The sequence below is a fragment of the Bacillus changyiensis genome, from assembly GCF_027706145.1.
In the GTDB taxonomy this organism is placed as follows: Bacteria; Bacillota; Bacilli; order Bacillales; family Bacillaceae; genus Bacillus; species Bacillus changyiensis.
This window is the reverse complement of sequence record NZ_JAQFWW010000001.1, coordinates 1,321,588-1,339,162: the sequence shown is the minus strand read 5'-3', so window position 1 is coordinate 1,339,162 and position 17,575 is coordinate 1,321,588. Positions and strand designations below refer to the sequence as shown.

Annotated in this window: 16 protein-coding genes and 1 pseudogene; 12 read left to right on the top strand and 5 right to left on the bottom strand. The window is 36.7% G+C overall.

Features of this window, described 5'->3' with window-relative positions:
• The first annotated feature begins 74 nt into the window (after positions 1–74).
• From PDT38_RS06960 to PDT38_RS06940, 5 genes are read left to right on the top strand one after another with little or no spacing between them, the layout of a single operon-like run.
• Entirely contained in the window at positions 75–845 is a 771-nt protein-coding gene (locus tag PDT38_RS06960; protein WP_270800029.1) for a hypothetical protein, read from the top strand.
• Between the two features lie 4 nt (positions 846–849).
• Positions 850–1,230, top strand: a complete 381-nt coding sequence (locus tag PDT38_RS06955; protein WP_270800028.1) for a GntR family transcriptional regulator — start codon at positions 850–852, stop codon at positions 1,228–1,230.
• Positions 1,220–1,918, top strand: coding sequence for an ABC transporter ATP-binding protein (locus PDT38_RS06950; RefSeq protein WP_270800027.1), 699 nt, complete (start codon positions 1,220–1,222; stop codon positions 1,916–1,918). The genes PDT38_RS06955 and PDT38_RS06950 overlap by 11 nt, the downstream gene beginning before the upstream one ends.
• Before the next feature lie 19 nt (positions 1,919–1,937).
• Positions 1,938–2,867, top strand: coding sequence for an ABC transporter ATP-binding protein (locus PDT38_RS06945; RefSeq protein WP_270800025.1), 930 nt, complete (start codon positions 1,938–1,940; stop codon positions 2,865–2,867).
• The gene (locus tag PDT38_RS06940; RefSeq protein WP_270800023.1) at positions 2,860–3,789 is read left to right on the top strand and encodes an ABC transporter permease; all 930 of its coding nucleotides are present in this window, start codon (positions 2,860–2,862) and stop codon (positions 3,787–3,789) included. Before PDT38_RS06945 ends, PDT38_RS06940 begins: the two co-directional genes overlap by 8 nt.
• Positions 3,790–3,917: 128 nt before the next feature.
• On the opposite strand, the gene cspB is transcribed toward PDT38_RS06940, so the two are convergent.
• Complete coding sequence (gene cspB / locus PDT38_RS06935; RefSeq protein WP_003155376.1) at positions 3,918–4,118, bottom strand: cold shock-like protein CspB; 201 nt, start codon at positions 4,116–4,118, stop codon at positions 3,918–3,920.
• Between the two features lie 258 nt (positions 4,119–4,376).
• Here cspB and PDT38_RS06930 point away from each other — a divergent pair, with 258 nt between their 5' ends.
• On the top strand, positions 4,377–5,765 hold the full coding sequence (locus PDT38_RS06930; RefSeq protein WP_394356228.1) for an L-cystine transporter: 1,389 nt from the start codon (positions 4,377–4,379) through the stop codon (positions 5,763–5,765).
• A 110-nt stretch (positions 5,766–5,875) separates the two neighbouring features.
• Here PDT38_RS06930 and PDT38_RS06925 read toward each other — a convergent pair whose 3' ends face one another.
• Both PDT38_RS06925 and PDT38_RS06920 read right to left on the bottom strand, forming a co-directional pair.
• On the bottom strand, positions 5,876–6,175 hold the full coding sequence (locus tag PDT38_RS06925) for a hypothetical protein (RefSeq protein WP_270800020.1): 300 nt from the start codon (positions 6,173–6,175) through the stop codon (positions 5,876–5,878).
• 47 nt (positions 6,176–6,222) lie between these two features.
• Positions 6,223–8,037, bottom strand: a complete 1,815-nt coding sequence (locus PDT38_RS06920) for a S9 family peptidase (protein WP_270800017.1) — start codon at positions 8,035–8,037, stop codon at positions 6,223–6,225.
• Positions 8,038–8,160: 123 nt separating this feature from the next.
• Here PDT38_RS06920 and PDT38_RS06915 point away from each other — a divergent pair, with 123 nt between their 5' ends.
• Complete coding sequence (locus PDT38_RS06915) at positions 8,161–8,742, top strand: YhcN/YlaJ family sporulation lipoprotein (protein ID WP_270800016.1); 582 nt, start codon at positions 8,161–8,163, stop codon at positions 8,740–8,742.
• Between the two features lie 94 nt (positions 8,743–8,836).
• Here the strand turns inward: PDT38_RS06915 and PDT38_RS06910 are convergent, their stop codons facing one another.
• Positions 8,837–9,496: a spore coat protein gene (locus PDT38_RS06910; protein WP_270800014.1), complete on the bottom strand. Its 660-nt coding sequence runs from the start codon at positions 9,494–9,496 to the stop codon at positions 8,837–8,839.
• 397 nt (positions 9,497–9,893) lie between these two features.
• Here PDT38_RS06910 and PDT38_RS06905 point away from each other — a divergent pair, with 397 nt between their 5' ends.
• Positions 9,894–11,909: an ATP-binding protein gene (locus tag PDT38_RS06905; protein ID WP_270800013.1), complete on the top strand. Its 2,016-nt coding sequence runs from the start codon at positions 9,894–9,896 to the stop codon at positions 11,907–11,909.
• Positions 11,910–11,977: 68 nt separating this feature from the next.
• On the opposite strand, the pseudogene PDT38_RS06900 reads toward PDT38_RS06905, so the two are convergent.
• A pseudogene (locus PDT38_RS06900) lies at positions 11,978–12,965 on the bottom strand (zinc-binding dehydrogenase).
• Positions 12,966–13,365: 400 nt separating this feature from the next.
• Between PDT38_RS06900 and hemA the strand changes: the two are divergent.
• The 4 genes from hemA to PDT38_RS06880 are packed head-to-tail and all read left to right on the top strand — an operon-like array spanning position 13,366 to position 17,398.
• On the top strand, positions 13,366–14,598 hold the full coding sequence (hemA, locus tag PDT38_RS06895; protein WP_270800011.1) for a 5-aminolevulinate synthase: 1,233 nt from the start codon (positions 13,366–13,368) through the stop codon (positions 14,596–14,598).
• 19 nt (positions 14,599–14,617) lie between these two features.
• Positions 14,618–15,103 carry a GNAT family N-acetyltransferase gene (locus PDT38_RS06890; RefSeq protein ID WP_270800009.1) on the top strand — a complete coding sequence of 162 codons (486 nt, stop codon included), beginning with the start codon at positions 14,618–14,620 and terminating at the stop codon, positions 15,101–15,103.
• A 20-nt stretch (positions 15,104–15,123) separates the two neighbouring features.
• Positions 15,124–16,197, top strand: coding sequence for a Gfo/Idh/MocA family oxidoreductase (locus PDT38_RS06885; RefSeq protein ID WP_270800160.1), 1,074 nt, complete (start codon positions 15,124–15,126; stop codon positions 16,195–16,197).
• Positions 16,198–16,231: 34 nt separating this feature from the next.
• Positions 16,232–17,398 (top strand): MFS transporter, encoded by a 1,167-nt coding sequence (locus PDT38_RS06880; protein WP_270800008.1) that lies wholly within the window; start codon positions 16,232–16,234, stop codon positions 17,396–17,398.
• Positions 17,399–17,575 lie beyond the last annotated feature (177 nt).

Here is a 17,575-nt window from a genome sequence, read left to right as displayed (position 1 = left end):
TTCTTGTATTGTGCTGTGTATTAGTGTACTATCTACGTAGTACATTATTACATTGTAATGTAGGAGGAAATTTATTGAAGTCTTTTATTGGTTTATTAAAGAAGGACATAGTGATCTCAAGATTCTGGTCTATTATATGGTTGGCATTAACCGTATTGGTCATGATTGTGAGTTGTTTATTTGCATATTATCAACACGAACCAATGTTCATGTTTGGATTTTTAGTATGCCTTTTGTTATGTCAAGGCTTTTACAGTCCGATTATCATGCTCGGTCAGCTTCGTCTTGAAGGAAAAACGCAAATTTGGCTTTATAATCCGAACAGCAGTTTTGTTTTACTTCTGTCCAAACTAGCAGCAGCTGCTGTTTATCAATTGATAGCACAACTGATCATCCTGATCTTTGGAATCATTGTCAGAAACCAGCTTGAGATGATTTCTAAAGGATTATATTCCGTATGGGATCTATTGCTGATTAATGGCCTTATCTTTTTGTGGGGAATGTTACTTTCAATCTGGGTCATGCTGATGTGGACTGTATATCAAGTACTAGGAAAATATTCAGTATTGAAAAAAGTTCGTTGGTTAATCGTGTTCGTGCTTTTTTATAGCTATAGTATGATTGAATATTTTGCTTCAGAAAACCGTTTCATAAAACCGGTCTGGGAGTTATGGAATATACCCGTAAAAGCCGAATTTAATTTTAATTATCACAAACCCTCAGGTTGGTCTGTCACTTTTTTTCACGTAGATCTTTCAGGAACTATGCTGATATATTATGCCGTTTTAGCTGTCTGTCTTTTCTATTTCTCTGGCAAGTTACTTGCAAAAAAAGTTGAGGTGTAATGTGATGGCGAGTGACTTTTCCTCATCAAAGCCGATCTACCGTCAAATTGCTGAACAACTTTTCAAAAAAATCGTTCGGCTAGAAATGAAGCCGGGCGAAAAACTGCCTTCTGTACGCGATTTGGCTGTCGAGACAAAGGTCAATCCGAATACGATTCAGAGAACTTATGCTGAAATGGAAAGGATGGGAATCGTTGAGATGAGACGGGGGCAAGGAACTTTTGTTGTCGAAAAAACAGACATGATCGACGAGTTGAAACAGAAAATGCGTACAGACATGATTGAGCAATTTGTAGAAAATATGCAAGAACTTGGACTATCAAAACAGGAGATGTTGTCTGAACTTGATCGCTATTTGCAGAAAGGAGAGCCAAATGAATATTGAACTGGAAAATGTGACGAAAAAATACGGGAACCAATTTGCTTTAAAAGATGTTTCTTTATCATTGTCATCAGGAAAAATCTACGGATTGATCGGTCCAAATGGGAGCGGAAAATCAACACTTTTGAAGATCATCGCAGGGCTCTGTTTTCCTGACTCAGGAGCGGTGCTCGTTGGAAATCGACGAGCTGAGCGTACATTACTAAAAAATATTGCTTATTTAACCGAGCTTGATATGTTTTATGAGCATTTCCGAGTGCAGGATATGATTTATTTTTATGATAGCCAATTTGCTGATTTTCAACTTGAAAAAGCATTTACTATTTTAAAAGAAATGAAGATTGATCAAAATAAAAAGCTGAAACAGCTATCTAAAGGGAACAGAGGCAAGGTGAAACTTGTGCTGGCTCTCGCGCGAGATGCTCCAGTTGTTCTCTTAGATGAACCATTATCAGGTCTAGATCCGGTAGTTAGAGAGTCGATTGTGAGAAGTCTTCTTTCATGGCTTCATTTTGAAGAACAGACAGTGGTCATCGCTACCCATGAAATCAGTGAGGTCGAACAAATTCTTGATGAAGTAATTGTCGTCTCAACTGGCCAGGTGATGGAGAAAAAGAATGTTGAGGAGTTGCGCGAGGAATCGAAAATGTCACTGCTCAACTGGTATAAGGATGTTAATCAAAAACAATGAAAGGCGGTAGAAAAAACAAATGGGAACACTGCTGCAATTACAAAATGTTTCAAAGGTGATCAAAGGAAAGAAAATTATTGACGGACTAAGTTTTGATGTAAACTCTGGGGAGATCTTTGGGTTTTTGGGACCGAATGGAGCAGGAAAAACAACGACGATCAGAATGATTGTCGGCCATATGAACATCTCGAATGGAGACATTTTAATCAGCGGGGTAAATGTCAAAGACAATTTTGCCAAAGCTGCACAATATATTGGGGCGATCATTGAAAACCCCGAAATGTATAAATTTATGACAGGTTATCAAAACCTTATGCAATATGCACGAATGACAAAAGGGGTAACGAAAAGCAAAATCGATGAGATTATTGAGCTTGTCGGATTGAAGAATCGTATTCATGACAAAGTGAAAACATATTCATTGGGAATGAGACAAAGGCTAGGGCTCGCACAAGCTCTTTTGCACGATCCAAAGCTGTTGATTCTTGATGAACCTACAAACGGACTTGATCCAGCAGGAATTCGTGAGATTCGCCATTATTTAAGAAAACTAACTACAGAAAAAGACATGGCTGTGATTGTTTCAAGTCATTTGCTTGCAGAGATGGAGCTCATGTGTGACAGGTTTGCGATTATTCAAAATGGTAAACTGCGCGATATTCAGAATGTTCACGAGTCTGTTGATAATAAAGAGTACAAGGAGCACTATTTCTTCCATGCCAATGATGTGGAGGCTCTTTTCCGACATACGTCTGATTTTGGAGACTGGAAAATTGAAAAAGTGGAAAACGGGATTGAACTCAATCTTAAAAAAGATGAAGTTCCAGACTTAATCAAACATTTAACAGATCATGGCATTCGTTTGTTTGAAGTAAAAATAATAACTAAATCATTGGAAGACCGTTTCCTGGAAATTACTGAGAATAAGGAGGAAACTCAACTTGCTTAAACTCATCTATAATGAATGGATTAAAATATTTAGTCGAAAAGGTACATATGTCATGATCGGTTTTTTGCTGCTTGCAATCATCGCCGGTGGATTCATTGTAAAAGCTCAAGGAATCGGTGAAGCGAGTCCTGATTGGAAAAAGGAATTAATTCAACAAAATGAAGAAATGAAAAAAGACCTTAAAAAGCCCGAAATGGCTTATATGAAAGAACAATATAAGGAATCAATTGCCCTCAATGAATATCACATTAAACATGATATATCAAATGGCTACTCAATGTGGAAGTTTATTGATGATAACGGAGGTTTGATACAACTAATTGGCTTATTTGTGATCACAATTGCAGGTGGAATTGTTGCCAGTGAATTTAACTGGGGAACCATTAAACTTCTAGTGATTCGTCCGATCAGCCGCTTTAAAATTCTATTATCGAAATATTTGACTTTGCTGTTGTTTTCTATAAGTTTACTTTTATTTTTATTTATCGCATCAGGAATTATAGGTCTAGTGTTCTTTGGGACTGGTGATGGATCTGAAGCTCATCTTACTTATGTTAATGGTAGTGTAAAAGAGCAAAATATATTATTTTATCTCATCCAATACTATCTTTTCAATTCGATTGTGATTCTGATGTTGGCGACAATGGCATTTATGATTTCAGCGGTATTTAGAAACAGTTTACTTGCTGTTGGGATTTCGATGTTTCTCTTATTCTCGGGTAAGTTGATTACACCGTTGTTAATGCACTTTGACTGGGGAAAATATTTTTTGTTTGCCAACACAGATTTGATGATGTACATTAACGGAACTCCGCCTGAAGGAATGACACTCGGCTTTTCCGTGACCATCTTGGTGATCTATTTTGTTATCTTTCATTTGTTGGCATTCACAGTGTTTAGCAAAAGGGATATTGCTTCATAGGAGTTGTTTTTTAGGGGCTGTCCAAAAAGTTAGTATTTTTGACTTTTTGGAGGCTCTTTTTATGTTGGACATAACAAAAAGACTGCTGATTAAAAATCAGCAGTCCCGTTAAGAGCTGTGCTCTTCAATTATGCTTTTGTAACGTTAGCAGCTTGCGGTCCGCGGTTTCCTTCAACGATTTCGAAAGATACAGACTGGCCTTCTTCTAAAGTTTTGAAGCCTTCGCCTTGAATAGCAGAGAAATGAACGAATACATCGTCTTGTCCTTCAACTTCGATGAATCCGAAACCTTTTTCAGAGTTAAACCATTTTACTTTACCTTCTAGCATGAAATTTCCTCCTAAAGCGATAACGCTTAAATTCATCATTCTTGCTCTAAAACAAACTTCCAAGACGAAAACTCTTACAAAACTTTCTTCTTAAAGATAGTTCGAACAAAAATAATTACCTTTACTTTACCAGTGTTTAAGCAAAATTACAACCTTAAATCAAAATTTTTTTGAAAAAATTTAGCGCTAATTCCTACTTGACCGATTGGTTTTATTGTATTATATTTTCTAATGTATCAAAATGAAGGGGGCTTTTATGTGATGAACTTTTTTACGATCATTAATATTTTTATTATGCTCTTTCTGATGGTGCTCCTTTATTTCATGCAAAAAAAATATGTTTCGTTTTCGAAAAGAGTATTTACTGCTCTTGGACTCGGAATTGTATTTGGTTTTACTATGCATTTTATATATGGTGCTTTTTCAGAAACAACCATCCAAACGACCGATTGGTTTCAAATACTTGGAAACGGCTATGTGAAATTTTTGCAGATGGTTGTGATTCCACTTGTTTTTATTTCAATTTTAGGTGCTTTTACAAAGCTTAGTCTGAAACATAGCATTGGAAAAATTAGCGGTCTTATCATTGGTTTGCTTATTGCTACAACTGCTGTAGCTGCTGCTGTGGGAATCGCATCCACTCTTAGCTTTGATCTTCAAGCGATTCATATTGAAAAGGGAGACGCAGAGCTTTCAAGGGGTGCAGAATTAAAACAGAAATCAGCAAATATGGAAGCCAAAACACTTCCACAACAAGTAGTTGAACTCTTACCGGGAAACCCGTTTTTGGATTTTACAGGTGCAAGACCGACATCTACGATCGGAGTTGTTATTTTTGCGGCCTTTCTTGGGATAGCTTATCTTGGTGTGAAGAAAAAGCAGCCTGAACAAGCCGAACTTTTTAAAAAAATAGTTGATGCTGTATACGCAATCATTATGCGTGTTGTGACATTGATTTTAAGACTGACACCATATGGGGTGTTAGCGATTATGACCAATACAATTGCAACAAGTGATCTTGATAGTATTTTGAAACTTGGAAAATTCGTTCTCGCCTCTTATGTGGCATTGATCGTGATGTTCGGTATCCACCTATTACTGATTACGGTCAGTGGGTTAAATCCAGTTACTTATTTGAAAAAGGCTGTTCCAGTGCTTATCTTCGCTTTTACTTCGAGATCAAGTGCTGGCGCCTTACCACTAAACATTAAAACACAAAGAAGTTTGGGTGTTCCTGAAGGGATTGCCAACTTTGCTGGCTCATTTGGTTTATCAATTGGCCAAAACGGCTGTGCCGGGATTTATCCTGCAATGCTGGCGATCATGATCGCACCGACTGTCGGACAAAATCCTCTGGAACCTTCATTTCTCTTGACAGTCATCGGGATTGTCGCAATTAGCTCTTTTGGTGTAGCAGGTGTCGGCGGTGGTGCAACATTTGCGGCACTTTTAGTACTATCAGCTTTGAATATGCCAGTTGCCTTAGCCGGATTATTAATTTCGGTCGAACCGCTTATCGATATGGGACGTACAGCTCTTAATGTTAGTGGTAGTATGACTTCAGGACTTGTGACAAGTAAACTGACAAAAGAACTTGAAACAGATGTATATGATGATCATACAAATATTATTGAAGCTGAAATGTAAAAGGTTGGTCACCCTCGGTGGCGATTGACCGTCATACACACAAAAATCTGGTGAACCGCTCGAGGCAGTCACCAGATTTTATGTTTTAAGGGGTGTTGGGACAGCTACCACTAATACGTGTTTCGATCAATATTGTCCAGTAGTTCTTCAGCTTCATTGTAATTTGTTGTCGTATGTGTATGCTGCTGGCTCTTATCATTTGAATGTGTTTGATTTTGCTCAGTCTGTCCTTTTTCTCTTGTCGTAAATGCTTGTTTAAACAGTTCTGCTGGATTTAACAATCCATCCTGTGTTCTCATTGTAAACATCTTCATCACACGTTTGCGAATTTCTGGTGAGAAGGCCGCAGATATAGCAGCAGAACCAACGATTAATACAGCTGGATGAATACCAGTTCTTCTTCTAAACAAAGGATCAACCTCCTTTTTACTTATACTTTGCCCTGGGTAAGTTTGTTTTATTCTTCACTTCTAACAGGAGATTTTAAGCGGTGCTTTTCAAAAAAACTGAAAATGGCCGTGTAAGCATTGACTTTACTTTCCCTTTTTGAAAAACCATGCCCTTCATCTTCCATGACGAGATATTCAATCTCTCTTCCCCACTTTTTCAACTGATCAATGACTTGATCGGATTCCTCTTTTACAACACGGGGATCATTTTTACCTTGAACAACTAACATTGGTCGTGTCATCTGTTTTAAATAGGTAATTGGAGAATCGGCTGTCATTTTTATTCGATCCCTGTCTGGATGACCGACCCATTTTTCTGTGTGCGGTCGCCAAAATTCAGGAACTGATTTAACAAATGTAAACAAGTTGCTAACACCGCAAATATCAACGACAGCTTGAAAATACTCAGGATGCCTTCCATGTAATAAAAGAGCCATGTACCCACCATAACTACCGCCTAATAGAAACAGTTTTTCACGATCAGCGATCTTTTGATCAATCAGCCAATCAATTCCCGAAATCATATCTAGGCGTGGTCCATCCCCCCAATCTCGTTCAACCATTTTGTAAAATGTGTAGCCATAATTTTCTGACCCCCGAAAATTTGGTGAAAACACTTGGTAGCCCATTTTAGTTGCGATTTGAAAGATGTCATAAAACTTTAATTGTTCGGCATACTGAGGCCCACCATGCGGCCAAATGATTGTCCAACCATTTGCTTCATTGTGACTAGGTTTATACAACAAACCCTCGATTGTCCGTCCATCAAAAGAACGATAAGTGATCACCTCTGGATCAGTAAGTTCCTCTTCAGAAAAACCGGGAACATCATGTTTTGTTAATTGGCGCCATTCAGTTTGGTTATCCTTTTTTACGTAAATATTATCTGGTTTTCTTGGTGTTGAACCGAGCAAATAAAGGGCGCCTGACTTTGTACAGCACACTTTTTTAACAGATGAACATGGGCAACATATCGTTCTTGCCTCTCCTGTTCGAATCTCATATTGATAAATGATATCTTTAATACCCTTTTTTCCAATTAAGTATAGGTACTTTCCATTTGGATCAGCATGTATCGAAGTCAAGTCTGTTTCGTTTATAAAGAGTAGTGGAGTAAAGGTGTTGGAAGAAATCGTGTATGATGCAAGATATGAAAACTCTGAATCATAATTCGTGGTGACATACAAGATATGATCTGTTGCAAAATATGATGCATAGACCTTATGCGCTTTTTTATGATCGGGGACGATTGGTGTTATATGTCCGTCTGCTGTTTGAACCACACAAACAGAGTGGCTATTGACAAACGAAACATGAAAACTGAATGCTTTTTCATTCGGACTTACATCACTGAGTTGTGACACCCCATCATTTCCTGTAAAAATAAGCTTTTCTTTCCTTGTCAGAAGATCAAATTGATATGTATTTAAAAAAACTGGATTATTTTTGGAAGACGTGTAGTAAATAGAATGATTGACGATGTTCGGTTGGAAGTGGCGGTCTTGTTGATTTCCGTTTAATAATTGTGGTTCTCCTCCTGAGGAGGAAAACTGATATAAACGATGTTGTTCATTTCCGTCCTGATCAAATCCGGCAAATATGAATGAACCGTCTTTACTGTAGGTCATTCCATTGCAGTTTTGATTAAAAAAAGTGAGTTGATAAGGATATGGCTTTGAAAGATCCATTGCCCATATGTTTGGTTGACCGCTTAGATTCGTGTTAAAGACAAGTTGTGTTTCATCAGGATGGACACAAAAATCTGTTATTTGCAAAACGTAAAACATTTTTTTTGCTTTTGAAAAAGTGTTTGATAATGTCATTTTCTAGCACCCCCGGTAATATTATGTCATATTTATCATAACAGAAACTGGATTTTCCTTGGGTGAATAAATCAAATGTAAAAGAAAAACCTATACGTAAATGATTAAAGGAGGAAATATGAAATGTTCAATAAGAAAAAAGGTGCAATTACTGCTTTTCTTTTCCCTTTATTGTTCACCGCAGGTTGTGGAATGGCCAATCAAGGAGAAAATGAGCGCCGGGATCAAAATGACGTGCTACAAAATGTAACGGACAGAAATGACAGAAATAATATAAATGATGGAACAAATGTAAGCGAACGGATCAATAGAGATGACAGAATGGATGTCACATATAGAAATCCTGATCGAAATATAAACAATAACAACAATAATATGGATGTTGCAGACAAAGTCGCTGATAAAGTCACAGACTTAAAAGAAGTCAGACATGCCAATGTTATTGTTACCAATCGAAATGCTTATGTAGCCGTTGTTTTAAAAGGTAATCCGAAAGGTGATGTAACCGGAGATCTAAAAAAGAAAATCTCCAATAAAGTAAAAAGAACTGATAAAGACATAAACAATGTATTTGTTTCGGCAAACCCAGATTTTGTTGACCGGATGAGAAATTATGGAGATAGGATTCAAAATGGTGAACCAATTGAAGGTATTTTTGATGAATTTGGAGAAACAATCAACAGAATATTCCCTCAACAAAGATAAAGAAAAAAGGCCGCATTTGCGGCTTTTCATTTTGATTAAAATAATGAAAAAAACGGCATTGGAGGATTTATTCCTTCAATGCCGTTTAACTTAGTTAATGAATAGGTCCTTGGCCCATTCCTTTGTTTATCGGGATTTGTGTTTGCGGTTGCCCCACTGCCGGTGCAAAAGTGGAAAGCATGATTTCCATGTCCCGTGAAGAAAGCTGTGGAACTTGGTAATAGCCTCGTTTGTTTTGGTAAAGAAAAATTTCATAAGCCATTTCGATATAGTTTGGAATTTGATCGGCCAACACTCTTCGACAGACAGGATTTGTTACCTCAGGAGCTGCCATAGCAAGAGAAGAAGCTCCAGTTTTAACTAATGAAAGCATGTAGCTGCTAATACATGCATCATCAATACCTGTCACTGCTTGATTTGGTTTCTTAGGTTGGGATTGTTTTAAACCGTATACAAATTCCCTGTCTTCTTTCATCATATAAGTTGCTGTTTCTTGGCTAGGCTTTCGCCCGGTACGGAAACACTCTGTTGTAATATTGTACTGTGAGATAATAAATTGACGTTGTCTATCCAATATACCGAGCAACTCAGGGTCTTGAATTTGCTGACTAAACATTAAATATTGATCAAGAATACCAATCATTCCTGACAATACTTCATGCATGTCAAAAACTTCATGACCGCCATGGTTCAAATGTTGTAATGCTTCATTACCTTGATTTATTTGCACTTTTTGTTGATTTTGTTGATCCATTCACATATCCTCCTTCAATTTGGTTCAACCATTATATTTTGTTTACCTGTATGTTTTTATTCAAAAAAGAACCGATCAATAAAATTGTATTTAAAGGGATTTTATATCATCCGTCGAATACCTAGTTAGATATCCTTCATATTTTTGGCCTTGTTTTTTCTATTATACATATCTGTCGGTGCCGAGCTCTTGGGAGAATGAAAAGAAAAAATGGAAAGCAGGGCGGTGGAAGGATGTTGAAGGATAGGTATACTTTGTTAGCATATTTTGTTGCCTCTGCGTGACCTGTGAAAGACTCTTCCTCCAGAATCTATTAGCCGTCGATCCCATCTATATTTTGTGAATAGTAGTAGGTGTTTCCACTTTTGAATTTTGCACTTGGAAAAGGAGGATTTTTATGCTGGTCTCAAGTGAAATGATTGAAAAAATGTCAGAATTATTTACTCAAAATGTAAAATCGGATGCGTACAAAAAAATCCATCAACTAAGTGAATGGTATAAAATGGATGACATCTATCTCTCGTTAGTTGATCAATATTTATTTCCGTGTCTGATCTTGAATGATAAGGGGGAAATTGTCACTTCCTCAAAAAATGCCGGTCAATATTTAAAGAACCAAAAAGGAAACATAGATCATATTTTCCCTTCTGGTTTGTCTTTTCCTATCAACACAGCTTTACAGCGATTAAGAAATGGAAAAAGAGAAGTTGTATTTAAAAATCTACCCGTTTATTTAGGGGGAAAGCTTTTTTTGATTAATTTAAAACTAATCCGTTTTCTTCGTCAATATCAAAAACTTTATGTGCTTTTTATTGAAAATAAACAAAAAGCTGAAGAAAAAAGGTTGCTCCTATCTGAAAATAGCGTTAGTCAAACGAATGATACAATTCAATCCCTTTGCCGGAAGATAAAGGAACTTGAAGTATCTAATCAAAAGCTCACCCGTAAAAATCAGCAACTCCTTCGGTCAAACAGGGAATTAAGGACAATCAATGAGAAATTCGAAAAAAAAATTGGCGAATTAACTGAAATTAAAAGTGATATGTACAGCCTTTTGGATCATACAAACGTTGCAGCCGTATTTTTGGATCAACATTTGAATATGAAATATTTAACACCAGAGGCAACAAAGCTTTTTCGACTAAAGAAATCAGAAATTGCTGGATCAATTCATGTATTAACAAGCCGTCTCAAGCATGACGAATTTGTTCAAGATTTAAAAAGGGTACTTTGTGGAAGAGAAACTGTACATAAGGAACTTGAGTCATTAAACGGTGATTGGTATGCTGTCGAAATGACACCATACGATACTAATGATGTCATAAAAGGAATTATTGTCACGTTTTTTAATATGACTGAGTTAAAAATGACAAATGAAGCTTTACGCATTAGCTCACAAGTGGTGGATCAGAGTCCGACAAATATTTTAATTGCTTCCACTAGCGGGAATGTCCAATATGTAAATAAACGTTTTTGTGAGATGATTGGCAAAGAAGAGTTTGAAATTATTGGTGAAAACGTATTTACATTCAATGAAAAACATCGTGTTTGCAGTGAACTATCCGTTCATTGGGAAGATGTTGTAAAGAATAAAGCCTGGTCAGGTGAGCTCCATTACCAGGATGATGAAGGAGTTGACAAGTGGGAACAAGTTTCACTGATTCCTGTGGAAGATCATACGGGGATCGTTCAACAGGTGATGAGAATTTCAGAAGACATTACAAATCAGAAACGTTCTGAAAAAATGTTAATGAAATCGGAGATGTTATCAGCTATTGGGCAACTTGCTGCAGGCATTGCCCATGAAATTCGCAATCCGCTTACATCTTTAAAAGGCTTTTTACAGCTTATGATTCAATCCAAAAAATATCAGAAAGATTATGCGGAAGTCATGATGTCTGAATTTATTAGGTTGGAATCAATTATCAATGAATTTCTTGTTTTAGCAAAAACGAAATCAGCTACTTTTGATTTGGTACAAGTGAATACAATTATTGAAGATGTTTGTATGATTTTGGAATCCCAGGCGTCTCTTAAAAATGTGCAAATTAAGAAAACGTTATGTGAGAAACTTCCCGGAATTCATGCTGTTTCAAATGAACTAAAGCAGGTGTTTCTTAACATTTTAAAAAATGCGTTTGAGGCAATGGAACATACTGAAGGTGTCATCTCAATCCAATCATATCAGGAAAATGGCAAAGTAGTGATTATCTTTAATGATCAAGGAAAAGGAATCCCGAAAGAAGTGCTTAAAAAACTGGGAGAACCATTTTACACAACAAAGGACAAAGGAACAGGTCTTGGTTTAATGGTTACTTTTAAAATTATTGAGAACCATGGAGGACATATTCATTTTCAAAGTGAGGAAGGAAAAGGTACACAAGTTAAGTTAGAACTTCCGATTAAAGAATGAGAATGGCAATTTTCATGCCATTCTCATTGTTTTTGATCTTGTATAGTTGAGTTTTCTTCATGGACATACTATATCAAAACGCATATATTACCAAATTGTTCTCCTTGATTTAATCTAGTCAAAGCGTTCACAGCTTCCTCTAACGGATATACTGTATCAATAATTGGTTTGATTGAATAATGCTCTAAAAAAGCAATCATCTGATAAAACTCTTCTCTGCTACCCATTGATGTACCAATGATACTGATCTGTGGATAAAATAAAGAACGCAGAGGTATTTCGATTTTATCACCAGAACTTGCTCCAAAGGTTATAATGCGTCCATTTGGTTTCAATATATCAAAATATTTAGGAAAGAATGCTGGACCAATACTATCCAAAATCATATTGACTTTTTGATCACGAAAGTTTTCTTTCCATTCTTTGCTGCTATCGAAACAGTCATCAGCCCCGTACTTTTTTGCCAACTTTCTTTTTTCTTCTTTCCGTGATGTGACACTTACCTTTGCTCCGATGGCTTTTGCCATTAACATCGCATAAGTAGCTACACCACCTCCTATTCCGGGGATAAAAACATGGTCACCTTTTTTTAACTCTCCTTTTGTGAAAAGTGCTCGGTAAGCCGTTAATGCTGATAAACTTAAAACACCAGCTTCTTCCCATGAAAGATCAGCAGGTTTTTTAACCGCATTTACAGCAGGAATAATCAAAAATTCGCAGAGTGTACCATTTAAAGGACCGCCAATAATATGAGGTGCTTGTGGTAAATGATGAGCCAATTCCCAGTCCAAACAAGGATTGATGATAACTTCTGTGTTTTTAGTCAGGTGTGTAACACCTTCACCAATTTCTTCTATCACTCCGGCACCATCAGAACCAGGGATTAAAGGCGGGGCATGAATATTTCGATTCTTCAAAACAAACAAATCTCTATGATTTAAGCCTGCAGTTTTTAATCTTACTTTTACTTCATCATAACCGGGGCGTCCTTCAGGGGAACTCTCCATATTTTAATCCTTTAATACCACTTATTTTATCATGTATGAGCGCTTTCATTTCATATCCCTCCTTGTAAATTGTATGGTCAAAAGTTCGATTTGATTCAAACCATACATCAAACACCAAATATCTATTTTTATTTTCTTGAAATATCAATTATAGAAATGATATTTATTAAATATAAAGACAATACTATAATAAAATGCCATTTTAATTTATTTTTTAGTTTTATATAAAAGTTTTATTTAAATATGAATATAAAGACATATTGTCATATATTAATTGAAAGCATAAAATTTACATGTAAACTTTTTTCTTAGGAGGTACATTATGCTATAAAAGATAGTTATAGTCTAAAATCACCACAAATACTATGATGGAGCGTTTTTTAAAATGGATACCGCTACAGAATAACCAGTTGATTTGCATTATACTCAAAAAATGGGGTGGAATTGTAATGTATACAGAAATGGTTAACACTAAGTTGGAATCTTTAAAGAAACATGGACAGTATCGTGAATTTATAACACTTAATAGGATGTGTGGACAGTACCCTTTAGCATATTTGGATGGAAAACAAGATAGTGAGCCTATTGTAGTATGGTGTAGCAACGACTATTTAGGCATGTCTCAGCATCCAGCCGTTACTCATGCAATGCATGAGGCTATAAGGTTGTATGGTGCAGGATCTGGGGGATCGCGAAACATAGGTGGGACTCATTTTCATTATTCATTACTTGAATCTTCACTGGCTGACTGGCATAACAAAGAGGCTGCTCTTGTTTTTCCAACAGGATATAGTTCAAATGATGCCACATTACAATGTTTGCTCCGTCTATTTCCTGATAGTCTAGTTATTTCTGACCAATTAAATCATGCTTCTATTATTAATGGGATACGTAGTACAAAGGCTGAACGTCTGATTTTTAGGCATAATGATGTTGAACATCTTGAAGAGTTATTGGCTGCTCAACCCCTAAATCGTCCCAAAATCATTGTATTTGAATCGATTTATTCAATGGATGGAGATACTTCTCCAATTGAAAAAATCGTTGATCTTGCAAAAAAATATCATGCTTTGACATTTTTAGATGAAGTGCATGCTATTGGAATGTACGGACCACGTGGCGCTGGAGTTGCTGCAGAGCGTGGTGTTAGTGAGGATATTGATATTATTCAAGGAACAATGGCTAAAGGAATAGGTGTTATAGGTGGTTACATTACCGGTTCAGCATTGTTAATTGATGGGATTCGATCTTTTGCGTCTGGTTTTATTTTTACTACATCTCTTCCTCCTGCCATAGTAGCAGCATGTTATGCAAGTATTGAACATTTAAAAACCTCTGATAAAGAGAGAAACGAACTACATAAAAAGACAGAGCTCCTTCGGAAATCTCTTGATCAAGCAGGTATTCCAATTATGAAATCTAGTGAAACTCACATTCTTCCTGTATTAATAGGTGATGCAGAAAAATGCAAAATGGCTTCCCAACGTTTATTAACACGACATCATGTCTACTTACAACCAATTAATTCACCAACTGTCCCAATTGGTACTGAGCGGTTTAGAGTGAATGTCACACCGAATCATACGGAAAAACAGATTCTCCAGTTAACACAGGCTTTACAAGAAGTATTCGATTATTTTGACATTGCTTCTAATAAGTCTTTGGATTTAAATCTTGTCTGAATAATAGAGGGGTAAGATGATGAAATACTTAATAAGAAAAGCTGAATCTGGTGACATTGACAGGCTGATTGATCTTAGAAAGATTCTTCTCTCTGAGGGCGACGGTCATTATGTATCTAAATCGCATGAAGAAGATCTTGCATGGCAAAAAAACTATCGGACATGGCTTCTCAAGAATATGAATGAACATGATCGAATCTTAGTCGCTGTAGCAAATGATCCTGACCAATTAAAGATAGTAGCTTGTGCGATTGGTATTATCGATGTTCGTGCCCCTATGACAGGCTGTTTAAATGGTAAAAGCGGATGGATTCAGACTGTTGTAGTAGACCCTGGAGAACGACGAAAAGGAATTGCTGAAAGTGTCATGAACTATTGTTTCGATTGGTTCAAACGTCATCATGTCGAAAAGATTGTCTTGCAAACAACACCAATGGCAAAAGATCTTTATATAAAACTCGGGTTTGAGAACTCTGGAGAAGATCTTCTATTTAAAGAACTATAGTGTAGGAGGGGCATGATGTGATGAATGTCTTAATTATTGGATTAGGTTATGCTGGAACAAGGTTTCTTCAGGCTTTTACACAAATAAGCATAAAGTTAGATCAAAAAATCAATATTGCATATGTGAATCGAACAAAAAAGCGCAATGATATTCCTTACTTTAAAGATGTTAATTCTGCTATTCACCAGTTTAAACCTGAAGTTGTAGTCATCAGTGTAAATGATGAAAATCATGCTGAGATTATAAAAGAATTGAATGACTACACAGGTTTTATTATTTGTGAAAAACCGTTAACTCAACCACATAACGACTTAGTAGCTTTAGAAAGTCATTTGAAAAATATATCAGGTTTTTGTTTAGATGTTGTAGAAAGATACTCTGATGCAACGATAGCTTTAAAAAAGTATGTTGAACAGCATCATTTACGTCTAGTTCGTGCGAATTTTTGTTGGGGGAAAGATAGAATTAATGACCATAGGCCAACTGCTGGTGTCATCAGTGAAGTCATTCATCCTTTAGATCTTGTTCAGTGGATTTGTGCACCATACTCTGAGTTAAAGCTTATGGGGATTCAAGGTGTTCGTTCCGATTTCTCTATTTCAGGATCTGAAATCCTTGATAGTGTTATGGTCAATGGGTATCTTGAGGAAGCTGTAGTTACAGGATATAGTAGTTTTGTGAATATTGTCAGAAAACGTGAAGTTGACATGGTATTTGCTTCTCCTCAAAATAGACTGGTTTATGTGACGATGGTGTTTGATACACCTGTGTGGGATATTGATTACCTTCGAATTTGGGAGAAGACACCAACTGGTGAACATACATTGCTTGAAATGAAAACGACTGACCAAGACAATGATCCAGAACTTCATACGATCCGTAAATTGATAAAGTTAGTAAAGGATGTTGTGGAATATGTGTTGAATAGGACAAAACCTTCTCAACAATTTCCTGGAATTCAAACTGCTTTACAATTACAACGTTTATTAAATACGATAGAGTATGAGGCTAAAGCGATTGGTCCTGTAAAATATGTAATCGGCAACAAACGGGAGATTTATCAAGATGAAAAGGATTATGAACGTTTAGGATAAACAAAACATAGTCTTAAAGAACATGGAGGGTGTCATGCAAAAAGTACTTCTTCTCACTATAGGGATGTTTACACTAGGTTTTGATGCCTATGTTGTAGCAGGTTTACTGCCAGATATCAGTGCAACTTTTCATATCAATGACTCACAAGCGGGACAGGCTGTAAGTGTTTTTACGCTCTTTTACGCCTTAGCAGCTCCTATTTTTGCAACAATATTGGCTGGAAAGCCTGTACGTAAAGTGTTGTTGTTTGCTCTTGGTTTATTTACAATTGCCAATGGCATTAGTGCTCTATCTCCAAATTTTACTGTTCTTCTTGTATCTCGAGCAGTAGCAGGTATTGGAGCAGGGCTTTATTCACCTTTAGCAGCCGCAGCTGCTGCTGCTCTTGTTTCTCAAGAAAAAAGAGGCCGTGCGCTTGGGATGATTCTTGGGGGTATGAGCATGGGGACAGTCATAGGAGTTCCTGTGGGATTGATGATTGCAAAACATTTAAGTTGGCAAGGAACATTAGGTTTAATTAGTGTGATTGGTTTTGTCGCTATGCTTGGAATCGTCATCTGGTTTCCTCATCTTGCGGCTTCTGCTCCTCCTTCATTACGAGAAAGATTTAAAATGATGACCAATAAACGGGTGTCAATCATTGTAGGAATTACGTTTATGACGAGTGTTGCCAGCCTCGGTTTATATACTTATGTAGCATCTATCTTACAAAACTTGGCATCAATTAATGAAATAACACCTTATTTATGGGTTTGGGGAGTTGGAGGTATTATTGGCAGCTTTTCAATTGGTACTTTAATTGACCGTACTGGACGGCCAGCTTTGCTGATGGCTTTGATTCTAGCCATTCTAGCAATCGCCTTATTTAGTTTGCCATTTACAATTCATATTTCTATATTAGGATTTTTACCTTTTCTATTATGGGGTGCAACGGGATGGGCTTCACAAGCTCCGCAACAGCACTTATTATTAGAAGCACAGCCTCAACACGGTGCTGCTGCTGTCGCTTTAAATAGTTCTGCTAATTATCTAGGCAGTGCAGTCGGTTCATCACTAGGAGGCCTTGCTATGCTAACAGGACTAGCACCTTCTGAATTGCCTTTTGCTGGTACAGCTTTAGTTGTGCTGGCATTTGCAGCACAATTACTAGTCTTAGTTAAAAACAGAGAGAACAAACATACAATTGGGAAAGAGTGTTAAAATATAATGAGCGCACTGAAAAATCAGTACTAGGTTTTCTTTGCAAGGCTTCGACAAAGTCAATGTCGAGTTCCCGAATAGTGGCATTAGCCCACAATAATAGCAGGCATCCACCAACTCCTTTTAATGCAAGTGAAGAAACACAACACATGTTTCTTCACTTGTTTCATTTTTTTG